Origin of the sequence: Mycoplasmopsis bovirhinis, from assembly GCF_900660515.1 — a bacterium.
Taxonomy (GTDB): Bacteria; Bacillota_I; Bacilli_A; order Mycoplasmatales; family Metamycoplasmataceae; genus Mycoplasmopsis; species Mycoplasmopsis bovirhinis.
The window spans coordinates 26,131-44,353 of record NZ_LR214972.1 but is presented as its reverse complement, the minus strand read 5'-3'; the positions used below and the strand labels follow the sequence as shown (position 1 = coordinate 44,353).

General features: G+C 27.4%; 12 protein-coding genes and 1 other RNA gene. 5 read left to right on the top strand and 8 right to left on the bottom strand.

Features of this window, described 5'->3' with window-relative positions:
* Nucleotides 1-14 precede the first annotated feature (14 nt).
* The 4 genes from EXC44_RS00185 to ffs form a co-directional block, all read right to left on the bottom strand.
* Nucleotides 15-1,109 carry a restriction endonuclease subunit S gene (locus tag EXC44_RS00185; RefSeq protein WP_129620856.1) on the bottom strand — a complete coding sequence of 365 codons (1,095 nt, stop codon included), beginning with the start codon at nucleotides 1,107-1,109 and terminating at the stop codon, nucleotides 15-17.
* A gap of 396 nt (nucleotides 1,110-1,505) precedes the next feature.
* On the bottom strand, nucleotides 1,506-2,990 hold the full coding sequence (locus EXC44_RS00180) for a type I restriction-modification system subunit M (RefSeq protein WP_129620854.1): 1,485 nt from the start codon (nucleotides 2,988-2,990) through the stop codon (nucleotides 1,506-1,508).
* Nucleotides 2,991-3,076: 86 nt separating this feature from the next.
* The gene (locus tag EXC44_RS00175; protein ID WP_129620852.1) at nucleotides 3,077-3,523 is read right to left on the bottom strand and encodes an NUDIX hydrolase; all 447 of its coding nucleotides are present in this window, start codon (nucleotides 3,521-3,523) and stop codon (nucleotides 3,077-3,079) included.
* A gap of 27 nt (nucleotides 3,524-3,550) precedes the next feature.
* Nucleotides 3,551-3,635: signal recognition particle sRNA small type (gene ffs, locus EXC44_RS00170), an RNA gene on the bottom strand.
* 185 nt (nucleotides 3,636-3,820) lie between these two features.
* On the opposite strand from ffs, the gene EXC44_RS00165 reads away from it, so the two are divergent.
* The 5 genes from EXC44_RS00165 (at nucleotide 3,821) to EXC44_RS04030 (ending at nucleotide 10,747) form a co-directional block, all read left to right on the top strand.
* Complete coding sequence (locus EXC44_RS00165) at nucleotides 3,821-4,858, top strand: NAD(P)-dependent oxidoreductase (protein WP_120161287.1); 1,038 nt, start codon at nucleotides 3,821-3,823, stop codon at nucleotides 4,856-4,858.
* Entirely contained in the window at nucleotides 4,836-5,873 is a 1,038-nt protein-coding gene (locus EXC44_RS00160) for an aquaporin (RefSeq protein WP_129620850.1), read from the top strand. The genes EXC44_RS00165 and EXC44_RS00160 overlap by 23 nt, the downstream gene beginning before the upstream one ends.
* A gap of 299 nt (nucleotides 5,874-6,172) precedes the next feature.
* Nucleotides 6,173-7,189 (top strand): hypothetical protein, encoded by a 1,017-nt coding sequence (locus tag EXC44_RS00155; protein ID WP_129620848.1) that lies wholly within the window; start codon nucleotides 6,173-6,175, stop codon nucleotides 7,187-7,189.
* A gap of 116 nt (nucleotides 7,190-7,305) precedes the next feature.
* Nucleotides 7,306-8,292, top strand: a complete 987-nt coding sequence (locus EXC44_RS00150) for a putative immunoglobulin-blocking virulence protein (protein ID WP_220096564.1) — start codon at nucleotides 7,306-7,308, stop codon at nucleotides 8,290-8,292.
* A gap of 736 nt (nucleotides 8,293-9,028) precedes the next feature.
* Nucleotides 9,029-10,747, top strand: a complete 1,719-nt coding sequence (locus EXC44_RS04030; protein WP_165001826.1) for a serine-rich family protein — start codon at nucleotides 9,029-9,031, stop codon at nucleotides 10,745-10,747.
* 108 nt (nucleotides 10,748-10,855) lie between these two features.
* Here the strand turns inward: EXC44_RS04030 and EXC44_RS00135 are convergent, their stop codons facing one another.
* The 4 genes from EXC44_RS00135 to EXC44_RS00120 form a co-directional block, all read right to left on the bottom strand.
* The gene (locus EXC44_RS00135) at nucleotides 10,856-13,288 is read right to left on the bottom strand and encodes a putative immunoglobulin-blocking virulence protein (protein ID WP_129620844.1); all 2,433 of its coding nucleotides are present in this window, start codon (nucleotides 13,286-13,288) and stop codon (nucleotides 10,856-10,858) included.
* A 1,047-nt stretch (nucleotides 13,289-14,335) separates the two neighbouring features.
* Nucleotides 14,336-15,586, bottom strand: a complete 1,251-nt coding sequence (locus EXC44_RS00130; protein WP_223213735.1) for an MFS transporter — start codon at nucleotides 15,584-15,586, stop codon at nucleotides 14,336-14,338.
* Complete coding sequence (locus EXC44_RS00125; protein ID WP_129620842.1) at nucleotides 15,570-17,201, bottom strand: zinc-binding metallopeptidase family protein; 1,632 nt, start codon at nucleotides 17,199-17,201, stop codon at nucleotides 15,570-15,572. The genes EXC44_RS00130 and EXC44_RS00125 overlap by 17 nt, the downstream gene beginning before the upstream one ends.
* Entirely contained in the window at nucleotides 17,201-18,217 is a 1,017-nt protein-coding gene (locus tag EXC44_RS00120; protein WP_129620840.1) for an asparagine synthetase A, read from the bottom strand. The genes EXC44_RS00125 and EXC44_RS00120 overlap by 1 nt, the downstream gene beginning before the upstream one ends.
* Between the last annotated feature and the right edge of the window lie 6 nt (nucleotides 18,218-18,223).

Genomic DNA, 18,223 nt, shown 5'->3' with positions numbered 1-18,223 from the left:
TTAATTCGTAAAATTTAAAAATATTTTTCAAGAAGTTTAGCTTTTAAATCTTTTAAAATGCTAACCTTCTTTTTGTGTTGTAAAATTAATTCAAAATAAAAATTTAACAATTCTTTATTTTCATTACTAATCTTTGCATAAATTAAATTTTCAATTGACTTATCAGCGTATGGAATAGTTGTTCCTTGATAATAATCAGCTATTATTTTTTTATTAATTAAACTGTTGATTTCAAAATAAACTAAACCTTTATTTTTAATATCACAATTTAGTTTTCATATAGCAGATGCATAAGCTCCAGATAATCCAATATTATTGCGTCCTGGCGAAGCTACTAATGCCATTAAAATATCATTAAAAGTAGCTATTTTAGTTGATAAATGAGCATTAATATATATATTATTATCATTATTATTCTCTAATAAATTACCTACTCTAATAAAAGGAATACTATTCTTAAATTTAGTATTAGTATAATTTGATGAGCCAACTTCAGAACCACCTTCAAATTCGGCAATATTAGTTAATTTATCTAAAATATTTTCTTGATTGAATAAATTGATTTTTTTTACTCCTAAATCATTCAAAATTCTAATTTGTTTAGTTAAATTTTGTATTATATCATCTGCACTACTGATAATATTGACTATGTGTTGTTGGGTTTTTAGGTCTGGCAAGTTGATTTTAACATTTTTAAATAATTTGTTAATTAACTTTTTATCTGCTGATTCACTGGAAATTAACTCTAGCAACTTTTTTTTAGCTAAAATTCAATAATACATATATTCATTATCAACTATATCAGCATTACATATAAGTGATTTAACATTATTGTTAGTACAAAGTTCATCACCAGCAATTGCCACATAGCGAATAGGTGTATATGATCCAACTAAAATTGTTCCTATTGGTATTATTTTAGTTGAGCAACTATCTAAGCCTTCTTTAGTAATTTTTTTATTTGATGTATAAATATATTTACTGCTGAGTTCTTTTAAATCTTCTGCAGTTACTCATGTTATATCTCCATTTCAAAACAATTTATTTTGGGTAGATGGTTTAGCACCATCTACAATTTGTGCAACATCTTTAATTTTATAAGTTCTCATAATATGAAACTAGAAGAAATATAAGAAAAATCTTATAGAAAAGATCAAAATAACCTTGGAGTTGATAAAATTAATACTCAAATTTATGCAACAAGATGTGGTATTAATTATGCTTAAAGATCTTACTGCCATAAGGAACAAATATTAATACCCCTAATGAAAACAATATTTAAATCATTTTACATAATCAAACTTTTTTATACAACTTATAAAGTATTTAATACAAAAATAAATACTATAATTGTAATACAATAATCTCTTTACTATTATTTATTATTAATTGGACTAGAAAGATATTCGGAAGGATGCTAATGCGGTATTTAACACAAAAAAATTATATTAAATAAATATTTATCTTCCTAGACATGCTGTCAAACAACACATTGTTAACAGATCTTACATAATTTCTTTTTCTAAAATTTCTTGAAATTTTTCTTCTAGTTTTTTTCCCTCCTTAATTAATTTAAATAATTCTGCTGAAGCTTTTTTAATTTCTTGTTCAATTTCTTCAGTACTTAATTTATTAGATTCATCAAACCCAACATACATTCTAGGATTTAGAGAATAATCATTTTCTATGATTGATTCAAAGTCTGCTTTTTTACTAAATCCTGGAAGATCATCTAAATTATTATTTTTATAATCTTTATAAGTTTGAACAATTTTTTGTATATCAGACAGTTCTAAAACTCGATTCTTACCTGAAACAAGGTTACCAAGATTATCGGCATTAATAAATAAAATATCTTTGTTAGTTTTAGCTTTATTTAAAATTCAACATTCCCCTGAAATAGAAAACGCATCAAACAATTTATTAGGTAAAGTTATGATGGCATCTATATGCCCTGATTCAATCATTGCTTTACGAATTTTATAATCATCCTTAGTTTTTGATATTTTAGCCCCACTAGGCATCAAAATAGCTGCTTTACCAGTTTCTTTTAATTTATAATATATTAACGATAATCAAGCATAGTTAGCATTTGTTTTATCTGGGTCTCCAAAAATTCACCTTGGATCTGCTTCAAATGAAGGATTTCAATATTTTTTTAAGTTATAAGGAGGATTTGCAATAATAAAATCAAATTTTTCATCTTTATGCAAATCATTACTAAATGAATCAGCATTGCGAGGACCCAAATTAGCTTCTAGACCTCTAAAAACTAAATTCATTTTAGCTATTTTCCATATTACTGGGTTTGATTCTTGTCCATAAATTGAAATATCATAAATTTCTCCTTGGTGTTCTTTAACAAACTTCGAGCACTGCACGAACATTCCACCTGAGCCACAACAAGGATCATAAACTCTTCCTTGATATGGTTCTAAGATTTCAACCATCAATTCAGAAATACATTTAGGAGTAAAAAAATCTCCTAATTTAGTTGTAGTTGGAAAGTGCTTATCAAAAGCGCTAATATAATATTCATAAACTTGACCAAAGAAATCACTATCAAGGTCTTGTGCATTTAAATTATTATCAAAAAAATCAACTAATTCTCCAAGAGCCATTTTATCTAAGCTACTCTTAGAATAAATTTTTGGTAAAATTCCATTTAACTGATCATTATTTTTTTCTAACTCCAAAAAAGCATTATCTATTACTTGACCAATTTCAGGTTGTTTTGAATATGAAACTATGTAGCTTCAAAGTGCCTTTTGCGGAACAAGAAAAATATTATCTTCAATATAATAATCACTATCTAGCTCACTTCCATCGTTTCTTGAAGATAATTCATTATATTTGGCTTGATATTTATCACTAACATATTTTAAAAAAACTAGTCCTAAAACAACTTCTCTATGATCCGTAGGATCAACTTTATCAAGAAGTTTTTCAACGGCTTTTCATAATATATTTTCGTCAATAATTTGTGACATTTTTTTACTCCTTTTTATAATATTTTGAAAATTTATATACTATATTTTAAAGTAAAAAAAAAAAAAAAACAAAAGTAATTTTTCTTTTATAAGTCAAAATAATTCAAAATTGATTTTGGAAAAAAGTCAATTTTAGCTAAATCTGATATATTAATTCATTTAAAATATAAAGTTTTCAGGTTGTTTTCTTTAAGTTCAAATTCATCTTGTAACATAAATTCTAGTAAATCAACTTCAACTTTATAATAAAAACAAATTTCATGAACTTTTGAATTAAAGATTTGTGAATAATAAAAATTTTCTTCATGAAATAATAATTCAGTTTCTTTTGCTTTTAAATTTAATTCTTCTTGCAGTTCTCGCTTAACACTATGGCATGATGTTTCGCCAAATTCAATTTTGCCGCCAGGTAAATAAAAGTATGAACCAATATAATCACGTGCTAGTAATATTTTATTATCTTTAATAATTAAATATCCAGCGCGTAATTTAAATAAATAATCACTAGATTGAAAAAATACATCTTTAGACATTTTAATCCTTAAAAAAATATAATAAAAACAAGACCACCTGACACAACACTTCTTCATATGGCTGCTATATTTCTATCCTGACCAGGTTAGTAGGTTATTGTTCTGATGGCAAGGATATTATACATTAAATTTTAAGATTTTAAAAATAAATTAATTAAATAATAACACATGAATTCAAAGCAAGTGAATTTAGGCAAAATTCCATTTTTTTATTTTTAAAATATCCTTAATTTAATATAATATGAAAAGTTTTTAAAACATATTACTATTTCATTAAATTTTATAATAGGAGCAAAAATGAAAATAGCATTTTTTGATGCAAAAGATTATGACATAAAATACTTTGAAAAATATAATGAAAATAAACACCAAATTACGTTTTTCAAAGAAAACTTAAACCTAAATACTGCTTCATTAGCTAAAGGATATGATGCAGTATGTGGGTTTGTTAATACCTATGGTGACAAAGTTATTTTAAATGTTTTAACTAAATTAGGTGTTAAATACTGATTCCAAAGATCAATGGGATATAATAAAATTGATGTTAAAGCCGCTAACGAACTTGGCATTAATGTTTTTAGAATTTTTAATTATTCAGCTGAAAGTATTGGAGAATTTGCTTTTGCTGGTCTGTCAGCTTTAAACCGTAATTTAATTGTAGCTAATAAACGTGTTGAAGCCTACAATTTTTCATTAAATGGTTTAGATGGAAAATGTATTGCTAATTCAACAATTGGAGTTATAGGTTCAGGAAAAATTGGACAAACCTTTATTAAGATTGCAAGAGCAACAGGAGCTAAAGTATTAGTTTTTGATGCATATGCTCAAGAAAATTTCCCTGAGTTAGCAAGGAAATTAGATATTGAATTTGTTTCACTAAGTAAATTATTAGAAGAATCTGATTTTATTTCAATTCATTGTCCATTATTACCTTCAACTAAATATTTATTAGATCAAGCAGCTGTAGATAAAATGAAAGATGGAGTAATTATTGTCAATACAGCCCGTGGTGAAATTTTAGAATTAGATGCAATTATTAATGGTCTTAAATCAGGTAAAATTAGAGGTTTAGCTACTGATGTTTTAGAGCGTGAAGAAGGAAGATTTTACGAAGATGTTTCAGCAAGAATAACTGAACTTAAAGCTTTAGATCCACAATGAAAAGCTTTAATTGAAATGCCTAACGTTTTAATTACTTCACACCAAGCTTTTTTAACTGATTTAGCTTTAACTCAAATTGCTAAAGTTACTTTGGAGCACGCTGATGCTGCTCAAAATGGTAACTTTGAAAATGCCTTAGTTTTATTAGAGAATGGAAAGATTAAAAATGGATAATTCAGCTCAATTAACTAAGACTCAATCACTATTTAGTTATTTTAAACTAAAAAAACATCAAAGATTAAATGCTGAAATGCCTAAAGATAAACAAACTTGAATTATCCATGGGATTTCAGAAATTGTTGGTACTGCATTACTCTCATTACTACTAGCAGGACTAAGCACCTTTGTAAAACATCATGGTGAACCAATTATTATTGAAGAATATTTAATTCATCCAGTTTTAGTAGGGTTTTTTGCTGGATTTATTGCTGTTGGGTTAGTATTATTTTTATTTTTACGTTTTAGTTGTGATTTAAATCCAGCTGTGTCAATCACAAGGTATTTAAATGGAACAAATCATGGAAAATACACCTTATTCAAACTTGGAATGCAAGTTATTGGAGCTTTTTTCGCTGGAGTAATTATTTATGGAGTCGGAAAAAGCCAAGTAGGTAATTCTTATATTGCTAATGCTCCAATTAATTCAATAGTAGCAGCTAAAAAAAGCTTTTCACCTTTTGTACAAGAAGGTGTTAATTCAGCATTATTATCTGGATCACTTTGAATTTTCTTTTTTGAAATGATTGTTACAGCAATTTTATTAGTGCCAATTTTTTCACCAAGAATTGATAACAAATACCGTGATACGTTTATTATGGCAATTATTTCATTTAGTGTTTGAATGGGAATTTTAACTGGTTCAGCTGCAATTAATCCAGCCCGGGGATTAGTACAACAATTACCAACATTGTTATTTGAAGCACCAGGTAAAGATTCATTTGCTGCTTATGCAAATAGTCTTGGAGTTTCACAAGTTTCAGCTTGAACTGGAGTAGTAGCAGGAACATTTTCAATGCTACTTGGAACTTTACTAGGACCTATACTTTATTTATTTATTCAAGGATTTACTGAAACTTTCTTTAATCCATTTGTAATTAAAATGACTACCTTTAAAAACTTTAAAGCTCAAAACATGATAAAACCAAATATGATTAAAAAAGAACAAGTAAAACAAGAAAATAAAGAATAATTTAAAACATCATGTTAATTTTATAACATGATGTTTTAAATTTAAATAAAAAATAACCTGGAAAAAATATGGAAATTAAATTTTAAATAAACTATTTTTTACTTTTCTCTTTATTTATAAACTTATACAGTCAATTAACTAATACAAGTATTTAAGTTTTTACATATACATATATATATGTATATGTATGTATGTATATATGTAAATATTAAAATATTTTTAAGATATTTAGTATTTTAAGAGATGTAAACAAAATATCTTTTGACATAAATATCAAAATTAATAAGGAGAAAACAATTATGAAATGACGCAAATTTACACTTTTAACTACTGTAACAAGCTTTAGCACTTTAACAGTTGTATCATGTGGTTCATCCAAAGAAGATGAAGAATTTGAGAAATATTTCAATACTTTTTTTGGAGAAAACTCAAATTTAATTAGTAAAGAACAAAAAGAAGAAATGCGAAAGGCTTACAAACAAGCCATAAGCAATCCAGAAGTTAAAAAGAATTTTGATACTTTAAAAAATATTTTAAATAATACCAATGAAATAAATACCACTAACATAAAACAAAATGAAATTAATAATTATATAAATGACCATACCATAATTTTATCACTTACTGTCAATACAGTTTCAGTAAATGATGAAAGAAGGTTAAATGCAGCCATTAATGCTTATAATAACTTAAGCAATGAAGTAAAGGCTGAGTTAAAATATCAAAAATCATTGTTAGATAAACTAGCTAATAAAACAGCTAGTTTAAAAAAAGATAGTGAGATTCAAACTAAAGTAAATAACTTTAAACGGGTTTATTCAATTATATTAGCTAAAAATGAATGAAATATTACAATTAATGATGAATCAAGAATCACCCCTGCTTTAAAAGCATATAATTTATTGTCTTATGAAATAAAAGCTAAATTGAGAATCGAAAAAATATTATTAGATAAATTAGCTGCTAAAATTAGATCATTAAAACAAGAACAAACAACAAATCAAAATACTAATGATCCAGGAAATGAATCAGATCAACGAACTTTACCAACTGATGATGTTAATGCTGGAACTCAAACTCAACAACAAGAACCAGATCAAGATTCCAGAACCACATTTGGCGAAAAAGAAGAAAGTCTATCAACAGCAACTACTTATGATAATCAATTTATCAAAATAAATTATGATAATTTTGATGTACAAACTCACCGCTTAGATTACAATAGTTTACAAAATTCATCAAGTAAATGATCTAGTTACAATATTAATAATGAATTATCAAACAATGGTTATAAAGAATTAGTTAGCGGCTTTTAAGGGATAAATATCTCTAAACATAGAAAAACTGACCAAGTTGATAAAAAGAATCAAGAAGCTATAATTGTTGAAATAGATGTTTCGCAAACTAAAGTGTATCAAAATGCTAAGCATTTATTGATAAAATTTCTTTAGATACTAGATATAAAATTACAAGTTATAGAATTAAAAATATTGGTAAAAATAAAACTTTAAATATGGATGATATTTTCAGTGAAATACCTAATAAATTACCTTTATTAGAATTGTTCTTTGCAACTAAAAATACTACAGTTTTAAGAAGATTAAGAGATAAGGAAATTAAAGAATTAAATTTCTATACTGATTCTAAACAAGAAGCAGAGAGCAATGAATGAGCAATTAACCCACTTGTTTTAAGCAATATTAAAAATATCAACCTTGCTCAAAATCCAGCAACTTCTAATTATGATCAAACAAGTTATTATGTAATTAAATTTGATAACTTATCATTTGACGAAGAAGATATTTATATAGCAGGAGAATTTGATTTATATAAAGTTAATAAAGCATTAAAAATGTTTTATTGAACTCTAAATAATGAAAAATTCTTCCAAGGTTTAGGTTTAACATACCAACTTACTGATCGTGATGAAAAGATAAAAATAACTTGGCCATTAGGTTTAGATTTTTCTAACGCTCCAAGTATTAAATCTTTAGCTGGGTTAGATTTCCGCAACCGTGATGGTAACTATAACTATAATAATACTTATCGTAAACTATTAAGAATTAAATTTTATAATAATTCAGATATGTGAACATTAAATACTAATGAGCTAAATAAGAATCAGGTAAGAGAAGTTATCTTAGGTAATACACTTAGTGAATCAGCTAAAATTACCTTTAGTAATGGAAAAGGCACTACAAAAATAAGAGTTGTACCGCATACTAGAAGTAAAAATAATGAGAGATTAGATAGCAATGGTACAAATGAATTATGGAAATTACTTGAATATCTTGGTGAAGTATTTGATAAATATACAGTTATTATTGTGCAACAAGGAGAAGAATACTTATTTAACTCAATTAAAAGTGCAGGCTTTAATGCTTGCTACTTAACTGAAGCAGATAATGTTAATGATTAAATGATAAAAAAACCAGCTAAGCTGGGGTTTTTTAGTTAAATTTTAAAATAATATGAAAAATTATCGTAATTGTTTGTAATAATTTAATATAAATATTTTTAAAAATAAAAAACTTTTTTTATTAATTTTATATACCTTATATCTGCATTTATACTATTAAGTTTAAAACTTTTTCTATAGATATAAATATTAAACAAGGCAACATTTAAACAAAATACTACAATAATTTAAAAGAACCTTATATACATAGCTTCTTATATAGTAAAAAACCAAATTTTTACCAAATAATTTGCTCCGGCTTATGTGCACACTATAAAAAAATTTGAATAATCTTTTTTTACTAAAATATGATTATTTTAAAATGAATTTAAAAATTCCTATGGAAAATATATGGAAATAATTATTTATAATAAATATATACTTATTAAGTATAAATAACTTAAATTAATATATTTTTACTGTTCTTACCCTTCTTTTTAATCTTAACCACTCAAAACATAATTACAAGTATTCAACTTTTCGCATATATATATATATATATTACAATTAACACAAGGATATGTCATTTAAACAAGATATTTTACCTTAATAACATTATCCCTGTTTAAGTAAAATAATTAAATTAATAGTCATTTGTCTTATTGTTATTAAGATAAATAAATATATTGTTTTAAATTAACATATCCTTACATAAATATCTATTATATATAATAAATTAAACAATAGAAGGACAACAATGAAATTACGTAAATTCATATTAATATCAACAAATATATTAACAATCTCGACACTTGCAGCTGTAAGTTGCACTAGTGAACAAGATCCTAAACCAACGCCTCCGGTACAAAGTGATCCAGGAAATGGTAATCAAAAGCAAGGAGATAGTGAAAATACTGGTAATAATACGAGGCAAAACCCAGGGGATCAAACTCCACCAACAAATAACACTGGAAATAGTAGATCTAATACTCAAACACCTCCGTCAGATAGCCTAGGTAATGGATCAAGTCAAGATCCAAGTAAAGGCGAAAACCCCGAAGATAATTCATCAGATAACCAAAAACCAATAGAATCGCAAGGCGATAACCAAAACACAGGTAATGGAAACAATAACCATCAAACTCCACCTGATGAAAAAAATTCATCAGGTGGAAACGAAAATTCTTCCGAACAAAGTCAAAATAAAAATGGGGTTCCGGAAGAAGGAAACATACAATCTAATCAACCGGGAGGACCAGATTTTAGTGGAACAAATGAAGCAGGCGGAAATCCTAATACTAAAGTAGAATTGCCTCGAAATAAAAGTAGCGAAAAAGTAGAGGAAGAAAGAAATGACTCTATAGTAATACGTACAGATGAAGGCCAAGAAGGTTCATCTGGATCTACAGGAACCGAACAAGGTTCAGATGGATCTAATAATGGCCAAGATGGCTCAACAGGATCTACAGGATCTACAGGAACCGAACAAGGTTCTACAGGATCTAATAATGGTCAACAAGAATCTACAGGAGGTCAAGAAGGTTCAGATGGATCTAATAATGGCCAAGATGGCTCAGCAGGTTCTACAGGATCTACAGGATCTACAGGATCTACAGGAACCGAACAAGGTTCTACAGGATCTAATAATGGTCAACAAGAATCTACAGGAGGTCAAGAAGGTTCAGATGGATCTAATAATGGCCAAGATGGCTCAGCAGGATCTACAGGATCTAATAATGGTCAACAAGAATCTACAGGAGGTCAAGAAGGTTCAGATGGATCTAATAATGGCCAAGATGGCTCAGCAGGTTCTACAGGATCTACAGGATCTACAGGATCTACAGGAACCGAACAAGGTTCTACAGGATCTAATAATGGTCAACAAGAATCTACAGGAGGTCAAGAAGGTTCAGATGGATCTAATAATGGCCAAGATGGCTCAGCAGGATCTACAGGATCTACAGGATCTACAGGTTCTACAGGTTCTAATAATGGTCAACAAGAATCTACAGGAGGTCAAGAAGGTTCAGATGGATCTAATAATGGCCAAGATGGCTCAGCAGGTTCTACAGGATCTACAGGAACCGAACAAGGTTCTACAGGATCTAATAATGGTCAACAAGAATCTACAGGAGGCCAAGATGGCTCAGCAGGTTCTACAGGATCTACAGGATCTACAGGATCTACAGGAACCGAACAAGGTTCTACAGGATCTAATAATGGTCAACAAGAATCTACAGGAGGTCAAGAAGGTTCAGATGGATCTAATAATGGCCAAGATGGCTCAGCAGGATCTACAGGATCTAATAATGGTCAACAAGAATCTACAGGAGGTCAAGAAGGTTCAGATGGATCTAATAATGGCCAAGATGGCTCAGCAGGTTCTACAGGATCTACAGGAACCGAACAAGGTTCTACAGGATCTAATAATGTCAAGATGGATCAGCAGGAAACAGGAGATAAAATTTCTTCTTAATTCATGTAACAAGCAATTTTAAATTAAACAACAAAATCTTTTCAATAGTTAACTAAGTTTCAATTAATAATTAAAATAAAGAAAAACCAGCAAAAGCTGGTTTTTTAATTATAAGATAACATATTTATCATCTTCAACTTCAAATCTAGCATTAAAACCTGCTGATTTAAGTGAATCAAGTAAAGATTGTTCTCCTTCCGGAACAATAATTTCTGTTTGAGCATTAAATGTTCCATCACTATAATTTAGTAATGTTCTTAAGTTAGCTATACCTTGTGCGTCTAACTTTTCATTTGAATTTTTATTTAAAGCATACATCTTGATTTTTTTGGTTTGGTGACCGTTACTAAAGAAAATTTTTCCTCTTTCACTTGGGTCATCAGTTATTAAAATTTTACTAAATTGTGCTTTATTCATCTCTCAAGCTGTAACACCTCAAATATCAGAATCGTTAAATAATTTAATTCGTTTAACTTTCCGGTAAGTTGAATTATTACCTAACACATCTTCAAAGACCATACCTGCTAAAGTTTTGACACTTGGGGCATTACTAAAATCAAGTCCTAAAGGTCATGAATTGCCATCACGGTTGCTGTCAGGTTTATTACCACCTCCTCAACCACCTTGGAAAATTCTTTCGTTATTTCTAACTCAATATGCCATTCTTAAACCATCATTAACAGTGGTTAAATCATATTTGTCATTAACCATAACATCTTCTTCATCAAAAGCTAAATTATCAAAAGTAATCCTTGAATAAATTCTTTCTTGACTTTCTAAAGCTCCCTGTGAAACATTATAATCACTCATGTTAACTCAAGCAACTTTATTTAAAGCTCATGGGTTAAAAGCTCAATCATTAGCTAATGAATTGAGCTTTTGATCTGTATACATTGCTAATTCATCAATTTTCTTATTTTTTATGTATTTAAGAGCTGTAGTATTCTTTGAAGCGAAAAATAGTTCTAAAAGTAGCAATTCATTAGGTAAAGCAGCAAAGATTGCTGCAACGTCTTGATCTGCTCCAGTACGTCCAATATTACGAATACGATATCCAGTAATTTTATACCTGGTATCAGCATTAAGACGTTCAATTAAAGCTTTGGCATTTTGGTAGGCTTTTGGATGTTCTACATCAATATCAACAATAATAGCTTCATTACGTTTACCTTCTTCAGGATTTTGATTCGTATATCTGTTAATATTAATTCCATAAAACCCACTAATTAAATCACTATAACCACCTCTTTCAAATTCGGCATTAGCGTAAGTTTTTTTTCATCCATCATAATTCCCTAAACGAACATCATCAGAATTACGCTTAGGCCATTGGCTATTATTTCATAATATCCGGCGATTTTTATTATCATTTTGAATTCTTAATTGTGTGTTGTTAACGGGTGGAGCATAAACATAAGATTCTCATTCACCATTTTCATTAACTCATACTTGACCTGATTCACTAATTGTATAACCATCACGTAATCAATTTTCTACTGTTTTCGAAACTTTGTTAAGTTTACTTTGGTCAATATGCATTAAGAGTAATAATTTACCAAGCTCAACTTGCATTGGTTGGTTTGAAAGTGGAGGTGTTCATTTAAAGATTTTAGTATCATTTCATCATTTTTCAAAATTCTTTTGGCCAGTTTCATCAACATAACTACGTAGCAGTTCTTTATTTTTTAGTAATCTAAAATACCTACCATATAAATTGCCTAAAGCTTCAATTGCTCCATCACCACTACGTTTGAAAAAGTCAATTTGGGCTTCAACATCCATGTTTTCATTGTGTAATACTTCATGAAATGATGTATTTGAATTTTGAAATAATCAATCTGAATCTTTAGCTCCTTTTTGTGATCTTTGAACACTAATTTTTAAGTTCTCAGCAGTTAAAGCATTATGAATTGCTTCAACTTCTTCAAATTCATTTTGGTAAGCAATCCGGTTAGCAATACCTCGTTCTTGATCATATTTTTCAGTTTTAGGAGGATTTAAAATTGCAATATCTGCATTAAATTTAATACCACCTTGGTTAATTTCCCTACGTTCACGACGTTGCACTCTTTTGTATGGTTCTTCAGGTGCAGGTTCTGGTTCAGGAGTAATTGTAATACTTGGTGGTACAGGTTCAGGCGCAGGCTGAGGCTCTTCAACTGGTGGAACGGGAGCTGGCACTGGAACTGGTTCAGGTTCTGGCTTAATTGGATCTGGTTGAACTAGTTCTGGTTCAGGTTCAATAATCTTAGGTGGTTCTGTTACAATTGGAATTGGTTTTTCTATTTCTAATGGTGGGGGGGTAGGTTCAGGTTGTTCTTTAGGCTTACGTTCTAAATTAGCATCATAAGTATTAGTTATTGAATTTTTTGGATCAGATTCATCATTATCCAAAAATGTTCTTAATGTTGAATTAACGTTATACTTATGAGCATTTTGTTTACTAAGTTGTAAACTTTGAATAGTTGTAAATAATCCTGTCGCGCTGACACCAGCTCCAATAGCTAAAATAGCAATTTTATGCTTTCGTCTAAGTTTCATATTAAATTTCCTTTATTACGTATTATTCTATTAGTATATTATACATTATATATATGTATATATAAAATTAATATTAAAATTATTTGTTGTCCAATAACAACTATTTTAGCCATCTATAAATCTCATTAAAAATTAGATATTTAATTAAAAAAAGTAAAACTAAATTTTAAATAAAATGAAGGGGGACAAGTTGTTATGAAAACTATGAAAAATAAGAAATTATTTTACGTTATTAACATGCTAAATGATTTTTAGTTTTAAGATTTAAAAGACGAAACTATTGTAGGAATTGTTTCTGATATGATTAATCCTTTATCTTGTAATAAAGAAAATGATATCATATTTGTTTGCTGTGTACATAGGCATGATTTAAAAATAAAAACATATTCTGAATATTGTATTGCTGCGGTAGCAGCGAGGCAAAATTATTAATGAATTATATGAATTTATTTTATCATACCAATCAACAACTTTATAAACACAAATAAGGGTTTTCTTTTTAGAATTAGATAAAAATAACATAAATAACTATTAAGAATTTAAAATAATAAGTGCATGCAATGATATTTACATAATACAATTTAAATTAAATTTAAAAAATGATTAAATAAATCAAAATAAGGTAAGCAAGTTGCTATTTATCGTAACCGTGTTTAAAGTTATGAATCGTTTGAATATGATACTAATTTATTCCACATTGTGACACTTAGTATCATGCAAAAAACTGGCACTATTATCAAAGTATATAGCAAACAGTAGGTTTTGATGGATTAGAATCTCAATATGTTTTAATTATTTTGTAAAAGCATCTTTGAAAACTTTGCAAAAAACATAATCATAATAGCAATTTAAAACTTAAATATCAGGCATTTAATGATGGATCACATCCTTTATGAATCGAACATATGAATGATAGTTATAGTAATAGTTTATAAAAATTACATTAAAACATTTGAAAAAATGAAGTAAATTAGTTATTTGGGCAATTTAAAAACAAAAAGACTAACAAAAACATTAGCTTGAAAATGCTAAATGTTTTTGATAAATTTAATCTTTTTGTAGTATAAAATCAACATTTTTGATTTTTGGTTGATAAATTCAAATTAGTATTGTTGAAACTAAGACTACAGCAAAATACGCAATAAATGTATAAGTAGCTCAAATTGTAGCTAAGTATGTTAATAAAATAATAAGCAACGAACTTAATATAATCCTAAAACTTAATGAAATGCCATTTTGTTTATGGAAGCTTTTGCTATCAAATAACTCATAAGTCAAGCTATAGTATTGACTTAAAAATAGTGAAAATAAGAACTGTTGCACTGAACTAAAGATTATAAATAAAATTAAATTTGTAAATTGATCTTTGATAAATATTAAACCTAGTAATCATACAAAGCCCGCTAAAGATATGATTGATAAAACATAAGATATTTTAATTTCTTTAATTTTCTTAAGCCAAAATTGAATAATAGATGATAGCAATGCACTTGCTGAAAAGATAATATTTATATAAAAACTCCAAGAGTCTATTGAAAAATCTGACATTAATTTAAAATATTGAGGCAAGCCACTACCACGAGGATATGTAAAAATACCAATTATAGTTGAGGCAGAAAGTACATAAATCCACTTTTTATGCGGCTTAGTTTCTTTTATAGTCGTATTACTAGTTTCATTTAGTTTGCTTATTGTAAATACTGATTTCTCATGGTTTGTCTGAAGTGATAAGTACAAAAATCCAGATAATAAATACGTAACACAGTTAAAAATAATCAAATAATAAAAACTAAGATTTTGATAAATAAAAAAAGATAAAATTGGCGAAGCCATAAAACCAACTGAGGTTGCAAATGATGAGCCAATATTTATCTTTCATATTTGCTTTTCATTTGTTGCTACATAATAAACTATATTTTTTATATAAATAAATCTAAAAGAATGTATAAAACCTAATATTGCAGATATTATAATTAATAAAATTGAAAATATATAACCATCTTTAATTGCAAAAAACATAGCAATTAAAGATGCTAAAAATAAAACGCTTATAACATCACAAATAAATAAAATAGATTTACCGGATAATCTTTTAAAAAAATCAACTATTTTAGAACTAAAAATATAAACAATAATTGTTGGCAATTGGATAAGTAAATATAAAATTGATACTACCCAAAAATCACCAGTTATACGGTATATATATAATGATGAAGCAAATTTAAATGCTTCAGATCCAATTAAGGAAATTGCTAAAGATCCAGTATATTTATAAAGGTTATTAAGAAAACTCTTCATTTAAAATACCTATTGCAAACAACATATAAAATATATTTTTGTGGAAAATTTTAGATGAATATGAATGAATTTCATTAGCTGGTATAGCAATTGTCATTGAATTTTCAAATTGAAACTCTGTTTGGTCTGTAGATCCAGCTCCAAAATAATATTGAAAAGGTAATGCATATTGATTAAAAATTTTTGAAATATGTTGCAACATTTTTGGATTAATACCTGTATAAAAATCAGCAACACGAATTAATAAATTCTCATTATCTCAATTTTGATGTTTAGATACTTCTAAATTGTAAATATAATCTTTTCCACATATAATATCCTTCACTTCTTTTAGTTTTGAACTTTGTAACTGAACTTCCTCTCGTGTTGTTATTAAATAATTAAGGTTGGAAATCTTAGAGTCTTCAACCAAACTTAGTAGAAGGGCATTAATACGGTTATCATGATTTCTAGTTATAAAATAACGATCATTAAACTCAGGTTTTTGACTTGAAACCACTTGTAAAATTTGATTATCATAATTGTCATAATCAATTTCTAATTGTTTACTTGCGATCTTTGATTTATATTCTTTTGAGTATACTTCGCTAGTTATTGCAGTTCCATTTACTTGTTTAACATATTCACCATCAAGATTATATAAATCATATTCTCCTGAAATTCAATTGTGTGTACCTAGGTTGTAAACATTATTTCCAACTAACAAACCTCCAGCTTCATCACTGTGGGATATAAATAATTTTTTTTCTTTTGTGTTATTTTCTTTTAAATGAAAACCTTTAAAGTTTTTCTTTTCAATTCCAAAAACTTTATTTAGGAAATTTACTTCAGTGCCAGGTAATGATGGAATGTAGTAATTATTTAATAAAAAGTTGTTAATAAACTCTTTATTTTTCAAAATTTTTTCACCAATTTTTACAATTCGTTGAATCTTTTGATCATGAGCAAAAAATTCGTAAAATTTTACAATAATCTTAACTATTTCACTGTCTTTAGTTAAATTTTTATAAAAGTCCTTCTTACCATAATCAAAAATTAACATTTCTGTATAATTATATTTATAAAAAATAAAAAAACTATTTCAAAGACAATGCTTCAAAAAATCTAGCGTTTCATTGTTAAATAATTCACTAACATTTATCACAATTTTTCATTTTGATAATTGTTCAATTGTGCGGCGAATTTTTTTATCCCTGTCATGTGGAAAATAATCACTCATTATATATGGAAGAGCAAGTAACTTCTGCGCAAATAATCATTTACCTTTTAAAAGTAAAATTCCATCTCAATGTGAACTTGTTGTAAATTTTAAGTTAAGTTGTTCTAGTAAAATTATTTCAATTGTTAGAGAATCTAAATTAAAAATAAATAAATTACCATCATTTTTTATAATTTCTATTTTTTCGTTTGTTTGTAGAAATTGTAAGAATGCCAGTTTGGTTTCATAACTAGTTGATCATAAAACTACATCTAAATCAGCAGGCATATTTTCTTTTGCTTGTTGTTGTAATCAAAAAACAACACTTCCTTTTAATATTATTTTAAGGTCAGAATTTGTTTCTTTATTAAATTGCTTTATATGAGCGCTTAGCTTATTTAATATTTTAGTTATCATTATGGCAAGACCTCCATATCTGTAAGCCTCGGAATTATTTGTGCATCACGGATATCCTCCAAGCCAGTTATAAATAAAATTAATCTTTCAATACCAATTCCAAAACCTGAAGTTTGTAAAGGTTCTTCTTTTTTCATTTGGAGATATCATTTATATTCATTTTGTTTATTTTGATGATTATTAATAGAGGCAACAGTTTCATCATAGTAAAAACATCTCTCGCCAAGTCCCACAGTTTCACCAATCCCAATTAAAAGATCTGAGGTTAAAGAATATTCACCAAATCTTTTTTGGTAAAAAGGCGTGTTTATTCAAGGAAAATTATTTAACCATAAAATTTTGTCTGAAAATTTCTGTATTAAATATTTTTCTCCCTTGCTGTTTATATTAATAAATCCATTCTTAGTTTCCAAGCCTATATTATGCTCTTTTTCTAAAATACTTACGGCATCTACAAAGTCAAGGTTATAAACTTCTTTTTCTATCCATTTTTTTAGTCTAAATACATTTTCTACATTATAAGAATTCAGTATCCCAGGCATTTTATTAACTAATCTTGTTATAAGTTTTTTTAAATAGGAAATAACTAATTCCTTTGCTTGGTTTTGGTTTCCTTTAATTTCAATTTCAAAATGATAAAACTGATGTAGGTGTCTATGATCCACTTTTTCACCCCTAAAAGATGGAGAAATATAACCGATTCTTTCAATTCCTTTATTTCTTAATAATAATTCTAAGTAAAATTGCATACTATCTGCAAGATAAAAAGAATAATTGGGTTTTAAAGATGAAAAAACTTTATATGGTAATGAATCACTGCCTAACCCCATAGGACTAGATATGCTTTGTGTGCTCACTGGAAGACTAACAATCTCTACGTGATTGCGTTTCATTCATTCAAATGTAAATGCAATTATTTCAGAATTAAGCTTAATTAAATTATATGTTGCATCAGATTTTATTAAAAATAAAAAATTATCTTGATATTTTATAAATCTATTTTTTGTTTTATGCATAATATG